Consider the following 15353-nt stretch of genomic DNA (forward strand, 5'->3'; position numbering starts at 1 on the left):
CCTGGTGAAGGGTGGCGGACGGGTGGCGGGACGCGAGGGCGCCCCGCACAAGGTTACTGGCTTCCCGACCCCCTCCTGACGGCCGAGGGCCACGGTCCTGGCGGCCGGATGAACGGTGGATCCGGGCCACGGCCGGCAGGCCGGTCCGGCCGGTCGCCCCCCGCTCCGGCCCGGTCCCACCGTCCGTACCGGTCGGCAGAGCCGCTACTGGCGGACCGACCAGCCCCGTTCGCGCAGGGCCGCCGTGAGGACGGGGGCGGCCTTCGGCTCGACCAGGAGCTGGACCAGGCCCGCCTGCTGACCCGTGGCGTGCTCGATGCGCACGTCCTCGATGTTGACGCCGGCCAGTCCGGCGTCGGCGAAGATGCGGGCCAGCTGGCCGGGCTGGTCGTCGATGAGGACGACGACCACCTCGTAGGCCCGCGGCGCGGCCCCGTGCTTGCCGGGCACCCGGACCTGGCCGGCGTTGCCCCGGCGCAGTACGTCCTCGATGCCGGCGACGCCCTCGCGCCGCTTGTCCTGGTCGGCGGACTGGAGCGCGCGCAGCGACCGCACCGCCTCCTCCAGGTCGGCGGCGACGTCGGAGAGCAGGTCGGCGACCGGCCCGGGGTTGGCGGAGAGGATGTCGATCCACATCCGCGGGTCGGAGGCGGCGATCCGGGTCACGTCCCGGATGCCCTGCCCGCACAGCCGTACGGCGGCCTCCTCGGCGTGCTCCAGGCGCGCGGCGACCATGCTGGAGACCAGGTGCGGCATGTGCGAGACCAGGGCGACGGCGCGGTCGTGGGCGTCGGCGTCCATGACGACGGGCACCGCGCGGCAGTGCGAGACCAGCTCCAGGGCGAGGTTCAGGACCTCGGTGTCGGTGTCGCGGGTCGGGGTGAGCACCCAGGGGCGGCCCTCGAAGAGGTCGGCGGACGCGGCCAGCGGGCCCGACTTCTCCCGGCCCGCCATGGGGTGGGTGCCGATGTAGCCGGTCAGGTCCAGGCCCAGCGCCTGAAGTTCGCGGCGCGGCCCGCCCTTGACGCTGGCCACGTCCAGGTAGCCGCGGGCCACGCCCCGGCGCATGGCGTCGGCCAGGACGTCGGCGACGTACGCCGGCGGGGCGGCCACGATCGCGAGGTCCACCGGCCCGTCCGGGGCCTCGTCCGTCCCGGCGCCGAGCGCGGCGGCCGTACGGGCCTGTCCGGGGTCGTGGTCGGCCAGGTGCACGGTCACGCCGCGCGCGGTCAGGGCCAGGGCGGCGGAGGTGCCGATGAGGCCGGTGCCGACGACGAGTGCGGTCCTCACTGGGCGATGTCCTTGCGCAGGGCGGCGGCGGCGCCGAGGTAGACATGGGCGATCTCGGCGCGCGGCCGGTCGGACTCGATGTGCGCGAGGACCCGCACCACGCGCGGCATGGCGCCCTCGATGTCCAGTTCCTGCGCGCAGATCAGCGGGACGTCGAGGATGCCGAGCCGGCGGGCCGCGGCGGCCGGGAAGTCGCTGTGCAGATCGGGGGTGGCCGTGAACCAGATGCTGATCAGGTCGTCGGCGGTCAGGCCGTTCCGTTCCAGGACGGCGGTGAGCAGGGCTTCCACCTGCTCGCTCATATGACCGGCCTCGTCCCGCTCCAGCTGGACGGCTCCCCGGACCGCTCGTACCGCCACGGCGCTGCTCCTTGCTGACATGGGTGTCGGACTCGGGCGCCCAGCCTAGTCAGCCGCGGTGCGGCGAGCGTGCGCCGCCCGCCCGCTGAGACGCCGTGGGCGCGGGCGGGAGGCCGCGGACCCGGACGGGGCGCCGCGGGCAAAGGGAGGGAAAAGAACCATTCGTGGTACTCGCTGTCGATTTGCTTCGTCCTGGGGCTTATTGGTGGGAGGATGCTGCCGCTCCACTCGGAGCGATCTCCCTCCTCGGCACCCCTCGGAGCGACGGCATGACTCAGGGATCGACCGGATCGTCCCGGCGCACGGTTCTCGCGACGGGCGCGGCGGCGCTCGTGGCCACCGGTTGCAGCGACTCGAACTCGTCCGACACCGGTTCGACCGAGCGGTCCCCCGCCGCCTCGGCGCCGGTCTCCTCCCCCGCCGCGGCCTCCTCCGCCGCGCAGAGCGCCATGGCGCAGGAGCTGACCAGCACGAGCGAGATCCCCGTCGGTGGCGGCAAGATCTTCGCCGAGCACAAGATCGTCGTCACCCAGCCGAAGGAGGGCGAGTTCAAGGCCTTCTCGGCCGTCTGCACCCACCAGGGCTGCACGGTGGCCAAGGTCGCGGACGGCACCATCGACTGCCCCTGCCACGGCAGCATGTTCCACGTCGCCGACGGCACGGTGGCGCGGGGCCCGGCGACCCATCCGCTGGCCCCGAAGAAGATCGAGGTGGCGGGAAATTCCATCCGCCTGACGTGAGGTGGCGCGTACGCTCCGGGTCATGCAGCCCGAGGACCTGGTGCGCGACCACACGATCTACGCCTGTGTGACGGGCTCGCGCGCCTTCGGGCTGGCCACGGACGACAGCGACACCGACCGCCGGGGCGTCTACGTCGCCCCCACCGCGCTGTTCTGGCGCTTCGAGAAGCCGCCCGCGCACGTGGACGGTCCGCTGCCCGAGCAGTTCAGCTGGGAGTTGGAACGCTTCTGCGAACTGGCCCTGCGCGCCAATCCCAACATCCTGGAGTGCCTGCACTCCCCGCTCGTCGAGCACGCCGACGCCACGGGCCGGGAGCTGCTCGCCCTGCGGGAGGCGTTCCTGTCCCGCAGGGCGTACGAGAGCTTCACGGGGTACGCGCTCGGGCAGCGCCGCAAGCTCGACGCCGATCTGCGCACGCACGGCGCCCCGCGCTGGAAGCACGCCATGCATCTGCTGCGGCTGCTGATCAGCGCCCGCGATCTGCTGCGCACCGGCCGGCTCACCGTGGACGTGGGCGCGGAGCGCGAGGGCCTGCTGGCGGTGAAACGCGGCGAGGTGCGCTGGCCCCGGGTCGAGGCCCGGATGGCGCGCCTGGCGGCCGAGGCCGAGACGGCCGCCGGAAGCACGCCCCTGCCGGCGGAACCCGATCACCGCCGCGTGGCGGACTTCCTGCACCGGGTCCGCCACGCCTCGGCCCTCCGGGAGCCGGTCCGGCGGCCGGGAGGCCTGGAGGCCCAGGGTCTTTCGTTCGGCTCAGGCCGGATCGGGGAGCGGGGCCGGTGACGGGGGCACCTCCCGCGCCGTTCAGGCAGCAAGGGCCCCTGCTCGAAGAGCTCGGGGCCGCGGTGCCGGCCCCCGCGAGCCCGGCATGATCCGAACGAGAGGCCCTGGTGCTGTGACCGGGAGGGTTTGCCGGGCAGCTCGCGGCGTCCGGTGACGGGGGCACCTCCCGCGCCGTTCGGGCAGTGGGGGAGCCTCGCAGGGCGGAGCATCACCCGCGAACCGGGTGTACCCGGGTGATGGGACGACGCGGCGAGGTGCCGTGCCGGGCGTCGCGAGCCGGTGAACCTTCCCGGTCACCGCACTAGAGGTCGACTTCCTGCATCAGCATGCCGACCTCGGTGTTGGACAGCCGGCGCAGCCAGCCGGACTTCTGGTCGCCCAGGGTGATGGGGCCGAAGGCGGTGCGGACCAGCTTGTCGACCGGGAAGCCCGCCTCGGCGAGCATGCGGCGCACGATGTGCTTGCGGCCCTCGTGCAGGGTGACCTCGACGAGGTAGTTCTTGCCGGTCTGCTCGACCACCCGGAAGTGGTCCGCGCGCGCGTAGCCGTCCTCCAGCTGGATGCCGTCCTTCAGGCGCTTGCCGAGGTCGCGCGGGATCGGGCCGACGATGTGCGCGAGGTAGGTCTTGCGCACGCCGTACTTGGGGTGGGTGAGGCGGTGCGCCAGCTCGCCGTGGTTGGTGAGCAGGATGACGCCCTCCGTCTCGGTGTCGAGCCGGCCCACGTGGAACAGCCGCGTCTCGCGGTTGGTGACGTAGTCGCCGAGGCACTGGCGGCCCTCGGGATCCTCCATGGTGGAGACGACGCCGGCGGGCTTGTTCAGCGAGAAGAACTGGTACGACTGCGTGGCCACGGTCAGGCCGTCGACCTTGACCTCGTCCTTCTCCGGGTCGACCCGCTTGCCCTGTTCCAGCACGATCTCGCCGTTGACCTCGACGCGGGCCTGCTCGATCAGCTCCTCGCAGGCGCGCCGCGAGCCGTAGCCGGCGCGGGCGAGGACCTTCTGGAGCCGCTCGCCCTCCTGCTCGGCGCCGGGGAAGGTCTTGGGCGGCTTGATGTCCTTCTTGCCCGCGTAGCGCTCGCGGTTGCGTTCCTCGGCCCGCGCCTCGTACTCGCGCGAGCGCGCCGGGGCCGTACGGCCGCCGCGCTGCTGGCCCTGCTTGGGGCCGCCCTTGGCGCCGCCGCGGGCCGCGCCGCCTCGGCCCGCCTTGGGGCCGTCCTTCGTGGCGCCGGGGCCCACGTCGTAGCGGCGCTCCTCGGGACGGGGCTTGCGGGGGCGGCCCTGCCCCTGCTTGTCGTCCCTGTCGTTGCCGGCGCCGCGGTGGTTGCCGCGCCCGCCGTGTCCGCCGTTCCTGCCGCTGCTTCGCATCAAATGTCCGTCTGGTCGTCTGCGTCGTCGTACCCCCGGACGGTCGTCCGGGGCCCCGGGCCGTCATCGGGGGCGTCCGGGTCGAACGACGGCACCCCTTCCTGGGTCTCGGCCTCGATCGCCTCCGCCTCCGGGAGGAAGGGCGCGAGCTCCGGGAGCTCGTCCAGACCGCGCAGGCCCATCCGCTCCAGGAAGTAGTTCGTCGTCGTGTACAGGATCGCACCTGTTTCGGGTTCCGTGCCCGCCTCCTGGACCAGTCCGCGCTGGAGCAGGGTGCGCATCACGCCGTCACAGTTGACTCCGCGCACCGCGGAGACCCTGCTGCGGCTGACCGGCTGACGGTAGGCGACCACGGCCAGGGTCTCCAGCGCGGCCTGGGTGAGGCGGGCCTGCTGGCCGTCCAGGACGAAGGTCTCCACGGCCGCCGCGTACTCGGGGCGGGTGTAGTAGCGCCAGCCGCCGGCGACCGTCCGCAGCTCGAAGCCGCGGCCCTGCGCGGAGTACTCGTCGGCCAGCTCGCGCAGCGCCTCCGCGATCTGCCGCCTGGGGCGCTGGAGGGTCTTCGCCAGCTGTTCCTCGGTCGCGGGCTCGTCCACGACCATCAGGACCGCCTCCAGGGCGGGCTTGAGGCCGAGGTCGGCGACGCCGCGCAGCCCGGCCGGGACCTCGGTGGTGTCCTCGCTCACGGCTTGTTCTCCTCCTCCTTGGACTTCTCGGGCTGCTCGGGCGGGCGGTCGAACTCGTCGGTGACCCGTGGCGTCCCGTCACCGTCGCCGCCCGTCCAGCGCACGGTCAGCTCGCCGAGGGCCGTCTCCTGCTCCAGGGCGACGGCCTTCTCCCGGTACAGCTCCAGCAGGGCGAGGAAGCGGGCGACGACGGTCAGGGTGTCGTCGGTGTCCTCGACCAGGGTGCGGAAGCCCGCCTCGCCCAGCTCGCGCAGTCTGGCCACCACGATCGCGGCCTGCTCCTGCACGCTGACCAGGGGGGCGTGAATGTGGTCGACGTACACCTGCGGCCTGGGCTTCGGCTGCATCGCCTTGACGGCGAGCCGGGCGAAGCCCTCCGGGCCGATGCTGATGACGACCTCGGGCAGCAGTTCGGCGTGGTGCGGTTCGAGGCCGACGGTACGGGGGTGGCGGCGGGCCTCCTCGTCCAGGCGCCGGTTGAAGATGTCGGCGATCTGCTTGTACGCCCGGTACTGGAGCAGGCGGGCGAAGAGCAGGTCGCGGGCCTCCAGCAGGGCGAGGTCGGCCTCGTCCTCCACCTCGGCGGCGGGCAGCAGCCGGGCCGCCTTGAGGTCGAGCAGTGTGGCGGCCACGACCAGGAACTCCGTCGTCTCGTCCAGGTCCCAGTCCGGCCCCATCGCCCGGATGTACGCCATGAACTCGTCGGTCACCTTCGACAGCGCGACCTCGGTGACGTCCAGCTTGTGCTTGCCGATCAGCTGGAGCAGCAGGTCGAAGGGGCCTTCGAAGTTGGAGAGCCGCACCTTGAAGACCCCGGCCCCGTCGCCCGCCCCAGCGCCGCCCGCCTGACCGTCCGCCGGAACGGCAGCGGCCTCCGGCGGCAGGGTGCGGGGTTCGGCCGCCGGCCCAGGGGTGTCCGAGTCGGCGTGCGGGTCGGCCTTCCACCGGTCCGTACCCGGGGCGCCGGTCCCGGGACGGTCCGGGCGGGGCCCGGCCTCCGGACCCGCGCCGGCGGCGGACGGCGTGGCACGACGCTCCACCGGTTCGACGGGCGCTCCCGGTGCCGTCGCCGCCCCGGGCCGCGCCGCCTCACCGGGCACCACCACCCCGCCGAGCGCCGCCTCGGCAGTCGTCGCAGGCGCTTGTACCGGCTCATCGCGCACCGCGCACACCTCAGCCCGCCCCGGCCCGTCAGGCGCCGCGGGCGGCTCCGCTCGCGCCGGCCCCCCAGGGGCCGCAGGCGCATCGACCGGCTCCGACCCGTCCGGCGCCGTGGGCATCTCCGCCCGCGCCGGCCCACCAGTCTCCGCGGGCCCACCATCCACCGCAGGCCCGTCAAGCACCGCAGAACCGGCAGGCGCCGCAGGCGCGTCCCGTCGCGTCGGTTCGTCCGGCGTCATCGGGGGCTGGGGCGGCTCGGTGGGCGGGGGTGGGGCGCTCGTGCCCGGGCCCCTGCCCAGGGCGCGTCTGCGGCCCGGGCCGGCCGGGGGAACGTCGTTCGAGGTCATGACCTCCGCAGGCTACCGCTACCGTCCGCGCAGGCGGCGTACGAGGATGCTGGCGTCCCCGCGGGTCTCCAGATCGGCGAGGACGACCGCGACCGCCTCGCGGACGATGCGCCCGCGGTCCACGGCCAGCCCGTGCTCGCCGCGCAGCACCAGGCGCGCGTGTTCCAGGTCCATCAGCTCCTCGGCGGAGACGTAGACCGTGATCTTCTCGTCGTGCCGTTCGCGCCCGCTGGGCCGCCGGGCCGCCGCCCGTCCGCGCTTGCGCGGGGCGGCCGCCGCGGGGTCGGCGCCCTCCGGTGCGCCCGCCCGCCGCCCGGACCTCTCCGCGGCCTCCGTCACACCGCGGCTGCGGGACTCACCGGTCCCGCCCGCCTCCGCGTCGGCCGCCGCGTGCTCCGCGCCGTCCCCGTCGCCGCCCTGCGCGGGCACCGACTGCGGGGCGTCCTCCGCCGGGGCGGAGGGATCGGCCTCCCCCGCGGGGGCGGGCACCCGGCCCTCGCCGCCGGCCTGGCGCCGGGGAGTGGACGCCTGGAGCGCCGTCCCCCCTGTCGTACGGAACAGTTCGTCGGCCCCGGGCAGACTCACTCGGCGTGACACCGGGCGAGCACCTCCCTGGCGAGCTGGCGGTAGGCGGCGGCGCCGACGGAGTTGGAGGCGTACGTGGTGATCGGTTCGCCGGCGACCGTGGTCTCCGGGAAGCGGACCGTGCGCCCGATGACCGTGTGGTACACGTGGTCGTCGAACGCCTCGACGACCCGTGCGAGCACCTCGCGGCTGTGCACGGTGCGCGAGTCGTACATCGTGGCGAGGATGCCGTCCAGCTCCAGATCCGGGTTCAGGCGCTCCTGGACCTTCTCGATGGTCTCGGTGAGCAGCGCGACCCCGCGCAGCGCGAAGAACTCGCACTCCAGCGGCACGATCACCTTGTGCGCCGCGGTGAGCGCGTTGACGGTGAGCAGGCCGAGCGAGGGCTGGCAGTCGATGACGATGTAGTCGTAGTCGTCCATCAGCGGCTTCAGCGCGCGCTGGAGCGTCGACTCGCGGGCGACCTCGGAGACCAGCTGGACCTCGGCGGCCGACAGGTCGATGTTGCTCGGCAGCAGGTCCATGTTGGGGACCGCCGTCTTGAGCAGCACCTCGTCCGCGGACATGCCCCGCTCCATGAGCAGGTTGTAGACGGTGAGGTCCAGCTCCATCGGGTTGACGCCGAGGCCGACCGACAGCGCGCCCTGCGGGTCGAAGTCCACGAGCAGCACCCTGCGGCCGTACTCCGCGAGCGCGGCGCCCAGGTTGATGGTCGACGTCGTCTTGCCGACGCCGCCCTTCTGGTTGCACATCGCGATGATCTTCGCGGGGCCGTGGTCGGTCAGCGGGCCCGGGATCGGGAAGTACGGCAGCGGGCGTCCGGTCGGGCCCACGCGCTCACGGCGCTGGCGTGCCGCGTCGGGCGCGAGCGTGGCCGCGTACTCCGGATCGGGCTCGTACTCGGCGTCGGGGTCGTAGAAGTGCCCCTCGGGCAGTTCGTCGTAGTCGGCGAAGTGGTTGTGGGGCGCGCCACTTCCGTCGCCGGCCATGGCGTTCACGTGATGGCCATCCATGCTCTGGTGTCCTGGCTGGGTCACCCCTGGGAACCGGTGACCCTGGTGGGCTGCGAAGGTGCGCACAGCTACGGAGCCGACAGCCTCGAGCCCCGTGGAGCCCTGGCCCCGCGCAGGCATTCCTGGTTGACCACCCCCGGGAGAAAATGTCGACTCATTCACAAGTCGTCTTACCTCCTTGGTGACCAGGAAACTTCTAGACAGGTCAGCGTGGCACCATGCCGACGTTTGGCGACTCTATGGCGTGTCGGGCGTCCGCAGCAACACAATCCGCCGGACCCGGCCCGATGTGTCGGCAATGAAACATCCCCCTGTCAAGGGCGTACAACCGTCGCACAGCAGGTTTCACCGGTGCGTGAATCGGTCGAATGGTTGCGTTCGAGGCGAGTTGGCCGAGTGCGGCGAAGTGACCATACACACACCCGGCCGGACCTTGTCGGGCAAGGTCCGGCCGGGTGTGCGGGGTTGACGACACACGTTGACGTATCGCCTTGTGGTCCCTGGGGACTTGGCCGGCGGCGCGGCCGCGCGGTCAGCCGAGCACGGTCTCCAGCGCGACGTGCTCCAGGTTGTGCGCCTCGGCGACCTCCTTGTAAACGACCTTGCCGTCATGGGTGTTGAGACCCTTGGCGAGCGCGGCGTCGCGGCGCAGCGCCTCGACCCAGCCGTTGTTGGCGAGCGAGACGATGTACGGCAGCGTGGCGTTGGTCAGCGCGTAGGTGGAGGTGTTGGGCACCGCGCCGGGCATGTTGGCGACGCAGTAGAAGACCGATCCGTGGACCTTGAAGGTCGGCTCGGCGTGGGTCGTCGGGTGCGAGTCCTCGAAGCAGCCGCCCTGGTCGATCGCGATGTCGACAAGGACACTTCCGGACTTCATCCGGGAGACCAGCTCGTTGGTGACCAGCTTGGGGGCCTTGGCGCCCGGGATGAGCACCGCGCCGACGACGAGGTCGGCCTCCAGGCAGGCCTTCTCCAGCTCGAAGGCGTTGGAGACGACGGTCTGGATCTTCGTACCGAAGATCTTGTCGGCCTCCTTGAGCTTGTTGATGTCCTTGTCGAGCAGGGTCACGTGGAAGCCCAGGCCGATGGCGATCTGCGCGGCGTTCCAGCCGGAGACGCCGCCGCCGATGATGACGGCCTTGCCGGCCGGCACGCCCGGGACGCCGCCCGGCAGCACACCGCGACCGCCGGCGGCGGCCATCAGGTGGTAGGCGCCGACCTGCGGGGCGAGGCGGCCCGCGACCTCGGACATCGGGGCGAGCAGCGGCAGCGCGCGGTTCGGCAGCTCGACGGTCTCGTAGGCGATCGCCGTGGTGCCGGACTCCAGGAGGGCGTCCGTGCACTCCTTGGAGGCGGCAAGGTGCAGGTAGGTGAAGAGGATCTGGTCCTTGCGGAGGCGGTGGTACTCCTCGGCGACCGGCTCCTTGACCTTCAGCAGCAGGTCGGCGGCGGCCCAGACCTCGTCGGCCGTCTCCAGGATCTCGGCGCCGGCGGCCAGGTACTCCGCGTCCGGAATCGAGGAGCCGACGCCGGCGTTCCGCTCGACGACGACCTGGTGACCGTTGCGCACCAGCTCGTGCACGCCGGCGGGGGTGATGGCCACCCGGAACTCGTTGTTCTTGACCTCGCGGGGGATGCCGACCTTCACGTCGATCACGGTCCTTGACTCAGAGAATGTGGGGCAATACAAGACGTACCCCGGCATGCGGGGGCATACCAGGAGACACCGCAGGAGAGCGAGCGGCAGAGCCAGTTTAATGAAGGCGTTCTCGCTGTCTAGCCTTTCATTGCATCAATCTTCAGCAGATGTGCTGCGGATTTCGCAGGCGTTAGCGCCGTGTTCCTGTGATGTGCCGTCCTGGCCGTCCTCCGCCGTGGATTCCTCGGCGGCGCCGGACGGCCGGATCTCGCCGGCGAGCAGACGTTCGGCGGCGCCCCGGTGCAGCGCCGCGGCGGCCGGATCGCCGAGCCGTTCCAGGGTGTCGGCGAGCCGCAGTTGGAGCGCCGCCTGGAGCCGTACGTCCTCGGCGCGGCGGGCCAGCTCGACGGCCTCCTGGCAGGTGCGCAGGCAGTCCTCGGGCCGTCCGGCGTACTCCTGGACCCGCGCCAGTTCGCTCAACGCCCGCGCGTGGGCGGCGACATCACCGGCCTTGCGGTGCGCTGCGACGGCGGCCCGCCAGTTGCGCAGCGCCTCGCCGTAGCGGCCCGCGTAGGTGTGGGCGGTCGCGATCCGGCCGTACAGCCGGGCGGCGTCCTCGCGTTCGTCGCGGGCCAGACGCTGCGCGAGGGCCCGGCCGAACCAGTCGGCCGCCCGGTCGAAGTCGCCCAGCTCCTGGTGGGCGCCGCCTACGGATTCCATCGCGCGGCCGGTCGCGTACGGGTCGTTCGCCGCGCGTCCGGCGTCCAGCGCGGCCCGGTAGCGGGCCAGGGCGTCTGCGGTGCGGCCGGTGCGGGCGTCGAGATCGGCGAGGTTCAGCAGGGCGGCGGCCTGCTCGCGGGGCAGATGGCGGCGCCGGGCCACGTCCAGGACCAGCCGGTGGACGCCGTAGAGGTCGCCGGCGGCGGCCTGGGTGCCGAGGTGGGCGACCATGGCCCGTACCAGCTGGGACATCAGCCGGCGGGCCAGGGTGTCCAGCTCCCCGTCGGCGACCGCGAGCCGCGCGGCGGCGAGCAGGGCGGGCCGGCGGGCGCGCAGCCACTCCTCGGCGGCCCGCGGGTGCGGGAAGCGCAGGCCGGGCGGCAGGTTCTTGAGCCGTTCGCGGGTCTCCTCGCTGTCGGTCTCGGTGATCGCCCGGCAGGACTGCAGCAGCCGTACGGTCCGCTCCAGCATCCGCGCCCGGGCCAGCTGCAGCTCGGCGGGGCGCTCCCGGCGCTCGGCCAGGGCCAGCAGCCCCGGGTGCAGACAGCCGGGCACCTCGTAGGCGGGCAGCGGCGAGGGCACGGCGCGCAGCAGGCCGAGGCCGGTGAAGTCGTCGAGCAGGTCCCGGGCGCTCTCCAGCGAGCACCCGGCCAGCGCGGAGGCGGTCTGCGGGTCCACGTCACCGGCCGGGGCGAGGGCGAGCAGCCGCAGCACCCGGGCCGCGGAGCCGGGCAGGGAGTCGTGCGCGAACCGCAGGACGCGGTCGAGCGCGGCGCCCTCCTCCTGGTCGGCGTGCAGCTGCTTGGCGAGGTCGGAGACGGCCGCCTTGGGGTGGGCGGCGAGCCAGCCGCCGGCCAGGGTGAGCGCGGCGGGCTGTCCCTGGCACACCTCCACGAGGGACTCGGCGGCGCGCGGGTCCACCGTGATGCGCACCGGGTCGATGTGCTGCGCCAGCAGCTCGACCCCGGACTTGGCGTCCAGGCCGCCGAGGGTGCAGGGGCGGACGTCGGCGATGCCGGTGAGCGGGCCGCGGGAGACGGCGACGAGCAGGCAGTCGGCGTTGTCCGGCAGCAGCGGGTCGACCTGTTCGGCGCCGGTGGCGTCGTCCAGCAGGAGCAGCACCCGGCGCTCGGCGAGGGCGGCGCGCAGCGCCTCGGTCAGCTCGTCCTCGGCGGCGCCGGGCGGGACGGGCAGGCCGAGGGCGGCGAGCAGTTCGCCGGCGGCGCGTTCGACGGGTACGGGAGCTCCGTCGGGTTCGGTGAGCCGCGTGCGCAGCACCCCGTCCGGGTAACGCTCGGCGACCTGCCGGACCAGTTCCCCGGCGAGCGCGCTGCGGCCGGAGCCGGGGCGGCCGGCGATGAGCAGCACGCGCGCGCGGGGGGCCTTGCGGCCGGAGATGGTGTCCAGGCCGGCGCGCTCGATGTCGGCGCGCAGCTCCTTCAACTCCCGTGTGCGGCCCAGGAAGACGCTCGTCGTGGCCGTCGGTGACCGGTCGGCTCCCGACAGGGTCACACCGTCTGCGTCCACCGCCTGATCCGTCACGGGCCACACTCCCGTCCCACCGCACGCGCGAGCCCGCCGGATCTTCCGGTACGGGCGTCCTCAGAGCCTAGTTCACGCTCTGCGACGTGCCGTGACGGGCGGCGCGGATACATCGCCCAATCGGATCAAGCGATCGTCACACCGGAAGGAGGGTGTCTTCGTGCAGGACGCGAAGGTGCGGGCCGCGCGGACGCGAAGGCCCGGCCGTCAGGACTCGAAGGGCCGGGCCGGCCAGGGCGCCTCGGCCGGGCGCAGGGCGTCCAGGCCGGGGCCGCCGCGGGCCGCGACCAGGGAGAGCACGCCGACCACCAGGCAGTTGTTGTGCAGGTCACCCGCGAGGACGCCCTGCACCAGCTCCTCCACCGTCACCCGGGCCAGCTCCATGTCGGTCTCCTCGTGCTCGGCCGCGAAGCGCTCCCCCTCCGCCTCCGACAGGTCCCGGGCGAGGAAGATCCGCACGGCCTCGTCGCAGCCGCCGGGGGTGGTGTACACGTCGGTCAGCACCCGCCAGTCCTCCGCCTTGACGTGCGCCTCCTCGTACAGCTCGCGCCGGGCGGCGTGCAGCGGGTTCTCGCCGGGCACGTCGAGCAGGCCGGCCGGGATCTCCCAGAGCCGCTCGCGCACCGGGTGGCGGTACTGACGGATGACCAGGACCCGGTCGTCGGCGTCCAGGGCGAGGACGGCCACGGAGCCGGGGTGGACCTGGTAGTCGCGGCGGGCCACCGAGCCGTCGGGCATGACCACCTCGTCGGTGCGGACCGAGGTCTTGGCCCCTGTGAACGGGGTCTCGCTCCCCCGGATCTCCCACTCCTCCGGGGTGTCCTTGATCGTCATGCCCTGTCCTTCCCTCACGCGCCCACGGCCCGCGGCTGCCGCCGCCTTACGGAAACCGGGGTGCCCACCTTCGGCAGGTGCGCACCCCGGCAACCGTACAACCCGGTGTGTCAGCCGACGGTCTTCCGCTCGACCGCGGCCTTCACCAGGCCGGCGAAGAGCGGGTGCGGGCGGGTCGGCCGCGAGCGCAGCTCGGGGTGGGCCTGGGTGGCGACCAGGTAGGGGTGGACGTCGCGCGGGTACTCGACGTACTCGACGAGCTTGCCGTCCGGGGAGGTGCCGGAGAAGACGATGCCCGCCTTCTTCTCCAGCTCGGCGCGGTAGGCGTTGTTCACCTCGTAGCGGTGGCGGTGGCGCTCCTCGACGTACTCCTTGCCGTCGTAGACCTCGCGCACGATGGAGCCCTCGGCCAGCTTGGCCGGGTACATGCCGAGCCGCATGGTGCCGCCCATGTCGCCCTCACCGGCCACGATGTCCAGCTGCTCGGCCATGGTGGAGATCACCGGGTGGCCGGTGGCCGGGTCGAACTCGGTGGAGTTGGCGTCGGAGATCTCGGCCAGGTTGCGCGCGGCCTCGATCACGATGCACTGCAGGCCCAGGCAGAGGCCCAGCAGCGGGATCCTGTTCTCGCGGGCGTAGCGGATCGCGCCGACCTTGCCGAGCACGCCGCGGTCGCCGAAGCCGCCCGGGATGCAGATGCCGTCGACGTCGCCGAGCTGCTGCGCGGCCCCGGCCGGGGTCTTGCAGTCGTCGGACGTGACCCACTTGATCTTGACGCGGGCCCTGTTGGCGAAACCGCCGGCGCGCAGCGCCTCGGTCACCGAGAGGTAGGCGTCGGGCAGGTCGATGTACTTGCCGACCAGGGCGAGGGTGATCTCGTGCTCGGGGTTGTGGACGCGGTCGAGCAGGTCGTCCCAGGTCGTCCAGTCCACGTCCCGGAACGGCAGGTCGAGCTTGCGCACGACGTAGGCGTCCAGGCCCTCGCCGTGGATGACCTTCGGGATGTCGTAGATCGAGCGGGCGTCGGGGCAGGCGACGACGGCGGCCTCGTCCACGTCGCACATCAGCGAGATCTTCCGCTTGATGGCGGTGGGCACCTCGCGGTCGCAGCGCAGCACGATGGCGTCCGGCTGGATGCCGATGTTGCGCAGCGCGGCCACCGAGTGCTGGGTGGGCTTGGTCTTCAGCTCGCCGGACGGGCCGATGTAGGGCAGCAGCGAGATGTGCACCACGAAGACGTTGTCCCGGCCGACCTCGTGGCGGACCTGGCGGACGGTCTCCAGGAACGGCAGCGACTCGATGTCGCCGACCGTGCCGCCGACCTCGGTGATGACGACGTCCACCTCGTCGGTGGCCATGCGCCGGATGCGGTGCTTGATCTCGTTGGTGATGTGCGGGATGACCTGCACGGTGTCGCCGAGGTACTCGCCGCGCCGCTCCTTGGCGATCACGGTCGAGTACACCTGGCCGGTGGTGACGTTGGCCGAGCCGTCCAGATCGCGGTCGAGGAAGCGCTCGTAGTGGCCGATGTCCAGGTCGGTCTCGGCGCCGTCGTTGGTGACGAACACCTCACCGTGCTGGAAGGGGTTCATCGTGCCCGGGTCGACGTTCAGGTACGGGTCGAGCTTCTGCATCACGACGCGCAGGCCACGGGCCTTGAGCAGCATGCCCAGGCTGGAGGCGGTGAGGCCCTTGCCGAGCGAGGAGGCGACACCCCCGGTGACGAAGATGTGCTTGGTCGTCGTGGCTGTGCTGTTTCGAAAAGCAGCGGGCGGCATGGCCAAGAGGGGGCTCCCGTGGTCGCGAATTGTCGTGCGGTACGGCGGTCCGGCCCGGGGAACCCGGGTTTTCCGGCTGAGGCGCCGTCGCTGCGGTTCGGGGGTTTCGAGCCCACCGGTCCACGGGCTACCAGGGTATCAGCGCCGGACGGGTAGGGCCTCCGGCCACCCTCCGCACACGCGTCGTCAGCGGTGCGTGGCGGCCACGGGCTCCTCACCCGGCGCTCACCCGTTCGGCACAGGCGGGTTGTCCGGAGCGGCACGCGGATCAGGTACGTGCGTCGTATCCTGCTCGGACACTCGCTGCCGAGCAGGACCGGAAAGACGGCACCACCCCCGCCCGTACACACCGGAACAACGAGAGCTCGTCAGTTCGTTGAGCAATGGTTTGAGCAAGGTCCGTCGTCGTGCCCCCACGGCCGGCGGTTTGCCTCACCGCTCGACGTCGCATTACAACGACCCCTTGACCTCACCAAGCGACAGCCCCCATTTGCGGGGTGACGTGG

The 15353-nt window shown here is 72.7% G+C and carries 13 protein-coding genes; 2 read left to right on the forward strand and 11 right to left on the reverse strand.

All coding sequences use genetic code 11. The features are described from left to right. Positions 1–204: 204 nt before the first annotated feature. Complete coding sequence (locus tag AB0N63_RS32395) at positions 205–1290, reverse strand: prephenate dehydrogenase (protein WP_365534762.1); 1086 nt, start codon at positions 1288–1290, stop codon at positions 205–207. Continuing rightward, positions 1287–1649, reverse strand: a complete 363-nt coding sequence (gene aroH, locus AB0N63_RS32400) for a chorismate mutase (RefSeq protein WP_009187853.1) — start codon at positions 1647–1649, stop codon at positions 1287–1289. The genes AB0N63_RS32395 and aroH overlap by 4 nt, the downstream gene beginning before the upstream one ends. A gap of 269 nt (positions 1650–1918) precedes the next feature. Between aroH and AB0N63_RS32405 the strand changes: the two genes are divergently transcribed. Then, positions 1919–2389 carry a Rieske (2Fe-2S) protein gene (locus tag AB0N63_RS32405; protein WP_365534765.1) on the forward strand — a complete coding sequence of 157 codons (471 nt, stop codon included), beginning with the start codon at positions 1919–1921 and terminating at the stop codon, positions 2387–2389. Between the two features lie 22 nt (positions 2390–2411). Continuing rightward, the gene (locus tag AB0N63_RS32410; protein ID WP_365534768.1) at positions 2412–3173 is read left to right on the forward strand and encodes a nucleotidyltransferase domain-containing protein; all 762 of its coding nucleotides are present in this window, start codon (positions 2412–2414) and stop codon (positions 3171–3173) included. A 301-nt stretch (positions 3174–3474) separates the two neighbouring features. Here the strand turns inward: AB0N63_RS32410 and AB0N63_RS32415 are convergent, their stop codons facing one another. From AB0N63_RS32415 to AB0N63_RS32455, 9 genes are all read right to left on the reverse strand, one after another. Next, entirely contained in the window at positions 3475–4542 is a 1068-nt protein-coding gene (locus AB0N63_RS32415) for a pseudouridine synthase (RefSeq protein WP_365534770.1), read from the reverse strand. Beyond that, positions 4542–5228 (reverse strand): SMC-Scp complex subunit ScpB, encoded by a 687-nt coding sequence (scpB, locus tag AB0N63_RS32420; RefSeq protein ID WP_365534772.1) that lies wholly within the window; start codon positions 5226–5228, stop codon positions 4542–4544. The genes AB0N63_RS32415 and scpB overlap by 1 nt, the downstream gene beginning before the upstream one ends. After that, positions 5225–6391 carry a segregation/condensation protein A gene (locus tag AB0N63_RS32425; protein ID WP_365534775.1) on the reverse strand — a complete coding sequence of 389 codons (1167 nt, stop codon included), beginning with the start codon at positions 6389–6391 and terminating at the stop codon, positions 5225–5227. Before AB0N63_RS32425 ends, scpB begins: the two co-directional genes overlap by 4 nt. A 363-nt stretch (positions 6392–6754) precedes the next feature. Continuing rightward, a complete protein-coding gene (locus AB0N63_RS32430) occupies positions 6755–7333 on the reverse strand; it encodes a hypothetical protein (protein ID WP_365534778.1) in 579 nt (192 codons plus the stop codon). Continuing rightward, positions 7318–8454 carry a ParA family protein gene (locus AB0N63_RS32435; protein ID WP_365534782.1) on the reverse strand — a complete coding sequence of 379 codons (1137 nt, stop codon included), beginning with the start codon at positions 8452–8454 and terminating at the stop codon, positions 7318–7320. The genes AB0N63_RS32430 and AB0N63_RS32435 overlap by 16 nt, the downstream gene beginning before the upstream one ends. A gap of 412 nt (positions 8455–8866) precedes the next feature. Next, entirely contained in the window at positions 8867–9991 is a 1125-nt protein-coding gene (gene ald, locus AB0N63_RS32440; protein WP_365534784.1) for an alanine dehydrogenase, read from the reverse strand. Positions 9992–10126: 135 nt separating this feature from the next. Continuing rightward, positions 10127–12235, reverse strand: a complete 2109-nt coding sequence (locus AB0N63_RS32445; RefSeq protein ID WP_365534785.1) for a tetratricopeptide repeat protein — start codon at positions 12233–12235, stop codon at positions 10127–10129. A 207-nt stretch (positions 12236–12442) separates the two neighbouring features. After that, the gene (locus AB0N63_RS32450) at positions 12443–13069 is read right to left on the reverse strand and encodes an NUDIX hydrolase (protein WP_365534788.1); all 627 of its coding nucleotides are present in this window, start codon (positions 13067–13069) and stop codon (positions 12443–12445) included. A gap of 110 nt (positions 13070–13179) precedes the next feature. Then, complete coding sequence (locus AB0N63_RS32455) at positions 13180–14847, reverse strand: CTP synthase (protein ID WP_365534821.1); 1668 nt, start codon at positions 14845–14847, stop codon at positions 13180–13182. Positions 14848–15353 lie beyond the last annotated feature (506 nt).

This window comes from Streptomyces sp. NPDC093260 (assembly GCF_040683715.1).
Classification (GTDB): domain Bacteria; phylum Actinomycetota; class Actinomycetes; order Streptomycetales; family Streptomycetaceae; genus Streptomyces; species Streptomyces sennicomposti.